Source organism: Streptococcus sp. k-378, assembly GCF_013277505.1.
In the GTDB taxonomy this organism is placed as follows: domain Bacteria; phylum Bacillota; class Bacilli; order Lactobacillales; family Streptococcaceae; genus Streptococcus; species Streptococcus pseudopneumoniae.
Map to the genome: position 1 here is coordinate 1 of NZ_VMNC01000101.1, position 1,775 is coordinate 1,775.

The window sequence follows — 1,775 nt, forward strand, 5'->3', positions numbered from 1 at the left end:
CTTGTGTTTGTGATTGAACAACAAGTATAACACAGAGGTGTTTTCTTATGCCTAGAAGAGCTTTCATTTGACAAGAGGAACCCTTGAAGCAGTTTTGTCAGCTAAACCAAGGCTAATCTTAGCCTTGGCTTGTCAGTCTAACAGCATCAAGCCTCTTATCAAATGAAATCGAGTACTAGCTATAAGCTAGTTGAACCATCTAATTTTTAGGAGGGCTGGGTGGCTAACTTCATTATAGAACTTTCATATCACATTCGAATTACATTTTATTTTGGAAAACGTTTCCTTTGTTTTCAAATTGTTAAAAAAGTGGTACAATATAGGATAGCTTACTATTATCTGAATCAGCTGATTTGGAGAGAAAGGATTCATTTTGAAATCAATAGGCTTTATTGAAAAGCTGAAGGGGTTGTCTAGTAAAGAGCTGATTTTATTGGGAATTATCCTAAGTATCTTTTTACCCTTTTATCTTTTTGTAGTTGTACTCTGTTTATATATTATCAGTTTGATTTTTACAGGAGACATGAAAAGTATTCTTCAGAAAATGGGGGAGCATCCGATGTTGCTTCTTTTTCTTAGCTATAGTACTGTTATATCCATTCTTGCACAAAATTGGATGGGTCTGGTGGCTTCAGTAGGAATGTTTCTATTTACTATTTTCTTTTTGCACTATCAGTCGATTTTATCCCATAAATTCTTTCGATTGATTTTGCAGTTCGTCTTGTTTGGTAGTGTCTTGTCAGCTGCTTTTGCCAGTTTAGAACATTTCCAAATTGTGAAGAAATTTAACTATGCTTTTCTTTCACCCAATATGCAGGTGTGGCATCAGAACCGGGCAGAAGTGACCTTCTTTAATCCTAATTATTATGGAATTATTTGTTGTTTCTGTATTATGATTGCTTTCTATCTGTTTACAACGACCAAGTTGAATTGGTTGAAAGTATTCTGTGTGATTGCAGGCTTTGTTAATCTCTTTGGTTTGAACTTTACTCAAAATCGAACTGCCTTTCCTGCTATTATCGCTGGAGCAATTATCTATCTCTTTACGACTATTAAAAACTGGAAGGCCTTTTGGCTTAGTATTGGGGTCTTCGCGATTGGTTTGAGTTTCCTCTTTTCTAGTGATTTGGGAGTTCGGATGGGGACTTTAGACTCTTCTATGGAAGAACGCATTTCTATCTGGGATGCTGGGATGGCCTTGTTTAAGCAAAATCCTTTTTGGGGTGAAGGGCCATTGACCTATATGCACTCGTATCCTCGGATACATGCTCCTTATCATGAACATGCCCACAGTCTTTATATTGATACGATTCTGAGTTACGGAATTGTGGGTACCATTTTATTAGTTTTGTCTTCTGTTGCTCCTGTTCGCTTGATGATGGATATGAGTCAGGAGTCGGGGAAACGTCCGATTATCGGTCTTTATCTGTCTTTCCTTACAGTGGTTGCTGTGCATGGAATCTTTGACTTGGCCCTCTTCTGGATTCAGTCAGGTTTCATTTTCTTGCTAGTTATGTGCAGTGTTCCATTGGAGCATCGAACCTTGGTATCGGACATGACGGATTAAGTTTTATAAGATTGAAATCTTCTACCTTGGGTAGGAGATTTTTTATGCGATGGGCATGTTGTGTATCTGAGGTGTAAGTCCTCTGTAGAGATTCACTACCGGTGAATATAGTGAAATGAGATAAGAACAGGATGAATCAATCAGGACAGTCAAATAGATTTCTAACAATGTTTTAGAAGTAGAGGTGTACTATTCTAGTTTCAATCTA

Annotated in this window: 1 protein-coding gene; it reads left to right on the plus strand. The window is 37.4% G+C overall.

Translation table 11 applies throughout. The features are described from left to right. Window positions 1-373 precede the first annotated feature (373 nt). Window positions 374-1,567: an O-antigen ligase gene (locus HT719_RS09470; RefSeq protein WP_119920135.1), complete on the plus strand. Its 1,194-nt coding sequence runs from the start codon at window positions 374-376 to the stop codon at window positions 1,565-1,567. Window positions 1,568-1,775 lie beyond the last annotated feature (208 nt).